At 58.1% G+C, this 5,718-nt stretch carries 6 protein-coding genes; 2 read left to right on the plus strand and 4 right to left on the minus strand.

All coding sequences use genetic code 11. The annotated features are described in order from the left end of the window. The 4 genes from B2W52_RS07440 to B2W52_RS07455 form a co-directional block, all read right to left on the minus strand. Positions 1 to 629, minus strand: a 629-nt coding sequence (locus B2W52_RS07440; protein WP_476738517.1) for an efflux RND transporter periplasmic adaptor subunit, incomplete at its 3' end; no start/stop codon positions are given. A 32-nt stretch (positions 630 to 661) separates the two neighbouring features. After that, the gene (locus B2W52_RS07445) at positions 662 to 3,043 is read right to left on the minus strand and encodes an ABC transporter permease (protein ID WP_273070458.1); all 2,382 of its coding nucleotides are present in this window, start codon (positions 3,041 to 3,043) and stop codon (positions 662 to 664) included. 20 nt (positions 3,044 to 3,063) lie between these two features. After that, on the minus strand, positions 3,064 to 3,795 hold the full coding sequence (locus B2W52_RS07450; protein WP_273070460.1) for an ABC transporter ATP-binding protein: 732 nt from the start codon (positions 3,793 to 3,795) through the stop codon (positions 3,064 to 3,066). An 8-nt stretch (positions 3,796 to 3,803) separates the two neighbouring features. Beyond that, positions 3,804 to 4,124: a TraR/DksA family transcriptional regulator gene (locus B2W52_RS07455; protein WP_008174687.1), complete on the minus strand. Its 321-nt coding sequence runs from the start codon at positions 4,122 to 4,124 to the stop codon at positions 3,804 to 3,806. A gap of 143 nt (positions 4,125 to 4,267) precedes the next feature. On the opposite strand from B2W52_RS07455, the gene B2W52_RS07460 reads away from it, so the two are divergent. Together B2W52_RS07460 and B2W52_RS07465 are read left to right on the plus strand one after the other, a co-directional pair. Further along, positions 4,268 to 4,600 carry a phasin family protein gene (locus tag B2W52_RS07460; RefSeq protein ID WP_008174685.1) on the plus strand — a complete coding sequence of 111 codons (333 nt, stop codon included), beginning with the start codon at positions 4,268 to 4,270 and terminating at the stop codon, positions 4,598 to 4,600. Between the two features lie 9 nt (positions 4,601 to 4,609). Continuing rightward, a partial coding sequence (locus tag B2W52_RS07465) for a PHA/PHB synthase family protein (RefSeq protein ID WP_414673487.1) occupies positions 4,610 to 5,718 on the plus strand: 1,109 nt, incomplete at its 3' end.

Genomic DNA, 5,718 nt, shown 5'->3' on the forward strand with positions numbered 1-5,718 from the left:
CTGACCGGCACACGTTCAACCGCTCCATCGCCGTTCGCACGCGCGGCAGACACCTCAAGGCGCGTTCGGGCCGCTGCCAGTTCGTGGGCCATCACTTCTTCGTCAAAGCGCGCGGAACGCAGAATGGCCTGGGTTCTGGCCGCAGTGGCCCGGGCCTGCTGCAAACGCTCGTCGGAAACAAAACGATCATCACTGAGTGCCTGGAGGCGGGCCAGCTCACGCACGGCGAGGTCTGCTTCAGCCTCGGCCGCCGCCACTTTTTGACGAGTGGAGTTCAGCGCCGAGCGGGCCGACTGCACCTTGGCCTCCGCTTCGGCCCGACTTCGGGCATCAAGGGTGCTGGCAGGCATGGGGTCAACCTCCGTCAGCAGCTCTCCCGGAATCACCGGATCCCCCACTTCCAGCAATACCCTGTGCAGATAGCCGGCAACCGGTGATGAAACCACGTATCGGTCACGCACCCGCGTTTTGCCCTCCTCCTTGATAGTGATTTCCATGGGGCCACGGGTTACCGGCGCCAGATCCACCCAGACCGGATCGGGTCGGATCGTGACCACAACTGCAACACTGGCGAGCATTACGAACACCCCCCAGAACAACCATTTTCCGGCAAACCCTTTTTTCGCCATAACCTCAGTTCACTCCCCGGTTGCTTTCGCACCTATTCCCGTGTTTTCAACACCGCTACAAGATCCAGCCGTTTCAGGCGCCACCAGGCAATAACCCCGGAAGCGATCGCCGATACCACCACGACCAACGCGGACATGCCAAGTGTCTGGCTGGTGATCGTCAAGGGCACCCGATACAGTTCGGTTTGCATGGCAGTAACGATCATGAGCGCCAGACCCTGGCCAGTCAGCCAACCGAGGGGAATACCCAGAAACAGCAAGAGCGCAACCTCTCCCAACAATATATGCGCAACTTCATTCTGGGTGTATCCCAGCACTCTCAGGCTCGCCAACTCCCGACCTTTTTCCGCCAGTGAAATCCGGATCGTGTTGTAGACCACTCCAAAAGCGATGATTCCGCCCATCAGGCTGTTGAAAAAGGTGAACGTCAGGAAGGTTCTCGCCAGGGTGTCGTAGAAGCTGTCGAGCATGGCCTGCCGGATGCTCAGGCCAAGCACTCCCGGGGTTTCGCGAAGACTGTTATAAACTTCCGAAGCCTTGTCCGGGTCCAGGTTGATCAGGGCCTGATTGATCAGGGGCCCGTCCCCCAGTGCCCGGTTGAGGGCATCCAGATCCATGTAGGCACCAACCCCGAGAAACTCGCTGGTGATACCGGCGACCGGAACCATAACCGTTCGGCGGTCGCCCTCCAGGAGCTCCAGCTGCAGAACATCTCCCGGACCGACACCCAGTTCATCGGCCAGAAAATCGGTCAACAACAACCCCTCCCTGGGGAGCGGAACCGGCTGCAGGTCACTGTCGATGACAAATTGCAGGCGCGCCTCGGAGGGTATTCCGGTGACTGCGCTTCGCCACTCCCGATGGCCGGAAACAAGACGTGCCGGGACCGAGCGTCGCCCCTCCACGTAACGTATCCCGGCTTGCCGCTGCAAGCCGAACAACGCCGCGCTGTTCACCGGATCAATAAAGGTCGCGGACAGATCCTGTTGCTGAACCCGTGCAAACTGCGTGTGGACCATCAGGGACACCGAGTCGAACTGGAAGTTTCCCACCATCACGATGGCAGTGGCCATAGCGACCCCAGTCATGGATAACAGGGTCCGAACCGGACGACGGGAGAGCTGGCGCACGATCATTCGGGAGGGCTGGGCGAAACGGATTCCCGAGAGCAGCTTTTCCACTATGGTCACCCGGTACCTGGCGGGCCCCTCAGGCCTCATGGCTTCAGCGGGTGGCAGTGCCGCTGCCTGCCTGATGGCTCGCCAGGCACCGAGCCAGGCGACCACAATTGTCATCAACCCCAGCAGCACAACCCATGCGGGGTCAATGCGAAACAACAGCCCCGGAAAGCGGTAATAATCCATGTACAGTTCGCCGAGAGAGCGTCCAAGCCATAGGCCAAGGCCAAGCCCCGCCAGCAAACCGATGACGGCAATCACGATGACCAGTTCGCTGTAATGCCAGGCGATCTGACGGTTGCTATAGCCGAAGGCCTTGAGTACCGCGACGATATCCCGTTGGGTGCTGATCAGACGGCCAATCACCACATTCAACAAAAACATGGCGACACTCATGAAAATGAGGGGGAAAACCGTCGCCATGGTTTTCAACTGATTGAGCTCGTCACTCAGAAAACGGTGGGAAAACTGGTCGTCCCGGCCAAAAGCCCCCGTTGCCCCATACCGGGCCAGCAATCGATCCAGAGCATCAATGACGGAGGCAGCAGAATGGCCAGGTTTGAGCGTCACCACCAGGCTGTTGAATGCGCCCCGCATGTCCATGGCGGATTCCAGGGCTTCCCTGTTCATCCACAGCACACCATAACGCCGATAATCAGGCAGCATGCCGCCAGGGGGAATGACGTATATGAACTCCGGTGACTCGACGATGCCAGTTATCGTAAGTTCCTGTCGCCGGCCGTTGATAATCGCCTCAAACTGATCACCCAGTACCAACTCATGCGCTTCGGCAAAGCTTCCGATGACCGCGACTTCCTGGCTGCGACCTGCCCCCGGAAGCCGCCCCTGACTGATAAACAAGCGATTGACCTCAGGCTGCCCCTCCGGAGGAATGGATACCAACCGGGCCGACACGGGATCCGCGAAGCCCGGCATCTCCAGTTTTGCGGCTCCCTCGACTCTCCCCTCGTACCTTGCTATGGCAGGTAATGAACCTAGTTCCTTGAGGGCATGGCGGGGCGCCCGTTTGACGGGGGCAAACACATCGGCAAACTGGTGCTGATCGTAGTACTGGGCTCTGGTCGCCAGTAACGATGAATAGTTCACCAGCGACATCACACAGACACCTACGCCTCCTGCGATCACCAGCGCGATGGCCAGTACCTGGCCCCGCATCTGCCAGAGCTCGCGCCGTAGTTTGGTATTCAGAACCGTGTTAAGACCTTTCGCGGCCATTTTTCTACCATTTGGCCCCGTTACCAGGACAGTGTCCGGGGATCCTGGCGACGTTCGTTACGGCGCTCACCACTGATGTTGCCGTCGGAGAGCGTGATCACGCGATCCCCCATGCCACCAATAGAGGCATTGTGGGTGATAATAACAGTGGTCGTGCCCGTCTCCCGGTTGGCTTTTTCCAGAGCTTCAAGAACCAGCACACCCGTGGCCGAATCCAGAGCTCCGGTCGGCTCATCGCAAAGAAGTACTTCCGGTCGTTTGGCAATGGCCCTGGCGATGGCAACCCTCTGCTGTTCACCACCGGAAAGCTGCGCGGGAAAGTGGTCGATGCGGCTCTTCAATCCAACCAGCTCAAGAGCTTCTTCGGGAGACATCGGATGGGACGCAATCTCGGTGACGGCCGCAACATTTTCCCGCGCGGTCAGGCTTGGAATGAGATTGTAGAACTGGAATACGAAACCAACATGCTCACGGCGGTAACGGGTCAGTTCGCGGTCGCCGGCAGTACTGAGATCAAAATCCCGATACCGGACTTCGCCGGTCGATGGCACATCCAGCCCGCCAAGAATGTTAAGGAGTGTGGATTTGCCAGAACCGGAAGCGCCCAGCATGACGACCAGTTCGCCGCCATAGAGATCCAGATCTACGCCACGGAGGGCATGAACCTGAACCTCCCCCTGATCATAGGTTTTCGTCAGGCCCCGGGTCTGGAATACGGCCGAGCCGGTCGTGGATGCCTGCAGTGGCTCCATGGTGTCACTCAGTCTTCGGCACAATCCACGCAAACCGTGGTATAGGGCAGAACCTGCAAGCGGCGTGGGTCAATGGCCTCGCCGCAGGATTCGCATTCGTCACCCACACCGTTATCAATCCGAGCCAGTGCATGTTCAATCTGAGCGAGTTCGGAACGGGTTTCGGTTTCCAGCGAATCGACCACTTCGTCGTTCTGGGTCTGGGTAGCCTGCTCCTCGAAATCCTTGTCTAACGCACCCCCTTCCCGATGCTGATGCGCCTCATAACGGGAAAGTCTGGCCGTCAGGTCGGCTCTCAGTGTTTCAAGTTCGGATTTCCGGTTGGTCATATGGCGCCTCCTGCCTTGCCGGGAAAACATGTTCCTACAGTAAAGCATAAGCTGAACCCGGGATTGATGCTTGTCAAAATTGCGTCACGCAGGATGAGGCAGAATAGAATTCCATCAAATCCATACGCAAAGGAGTTGTGACCATGAACACCGAGCTTTTCGAAAAAGCGACCCGTCTGAACGAAACCCTGTTCGAGCAATTTGGCAAGGCTGCAGAAATGCAGATGAACGCCTTCCGACGTTATGCCGATGTCACCATGGAGCAGGCTAAAAAGGTGTCTGAGGTCCGTGATCTGGAGAGCCTGAAAAGCCTGACTGGCGACCAGGCGGAGACCCTGAAATCACTGAGCGAGCAGTTCACCGCAGACTGGAAAGCCTGGCAGGACTACTTCAACGAAAGCAGGGAGCAGATTCAGAAGGTGTTCGAGAAAGCACCCGAGGCATCGGCCAAGCCCGGCCCGAAAACCGCCAAATAAGGGATAGTTATGTTCGGTCTGGATACGCTCGGGAAAGCCGTAGGTCAGCTCGTCAACGGCTTCGAAACCAACGTCCGCCAGGGACAGCAGCAACTGGAGAAAGCATTGGGAGATGCTGGCGTCCTGGATGCGGCAACGCTCTCCACGATAACGGAAATGTCCGATGCCTACCGCACAATGGCCGAGGACCTGCTCCTGCACCCGCTCCGGTTTGCAGGAGCGGAACTGGATCTGGCCCGCAAACATGCCGCGCTGGGGTACTACACCCTTGCACGGCTCGTGGGCAAGCATAAGAAGCCCGTTGTCGAACCAGAGGCCGACGACCGACGCTTCCAGGCCGAGGAGTGGCACAAGCATCTGCCTTTTGATGTGCTCCACCAGGCCTATCTGATCAACTCACAGGCCTTTCTGAACTGGGCGGCCGGCATGGAAGGGATTCCCCCGGCAGGACGGGACCAGATGCTGTTCTACGCCCGACACCTGACCAGCGCACTGTCGCCATCGAATTTCCCCGCCACGAATCCGGAAGTGCTCAGGATTACGTGGGAACGCAAAGGGATGAACCTGATCGACGGTGGACGGCAGCTGATCGAAGACCTGCGGCAGAATCCTTCCCTGTTCAATGTTGGGATGACAGATCGCTCTGCCTTTGAGGTAGGACGTAACCTGGCAACTACACCTGGCAAGGTCGTGTTCCAGAACGAACTGATGCAGTTGATCCAGTACTCCCCAACAACAGAGACCGTCAGCAAACGCCCGTTGCTGATTGTTCCGCCATGGATCAACAAGTACTACATCCTGGACCTCACCGCCAGGAACTCCTTTATCCAGTGGTTGGTCAACCAGGGACAGACTGTTTTTATTATTTCCTGGCGAAATCCCGGGCCCTCCCTGCGGGACAAAGGCTGGGAAGACTACATGGAGCTCGGGCCACTGGCGGCCATGGATGCGGTTACCAAAGCCACCGGCGAAGATCAGATGAATCTGATCGGCTATTGCATCGGTGGCACCCTGCTGGGCTCAACATTGGCCTGGCTCAAGAAAAAAGGCCGTAATCCGGTAGCCAGTGCTACCTATCTGACGACACTTCTGGACTTCTCGGACCCTGGCGGAATCGG

This window comes from Marinobacter sp. UBA2498 (genome assembly GCF_002341575.1).
Taxonomy (GTDB): Bacteria; Pseudomonadota; Gammaproteobacteria; order Pseudomonadales; family Oleiphilaceae; genus Marinobacter; species Marinobacter manganoxydans.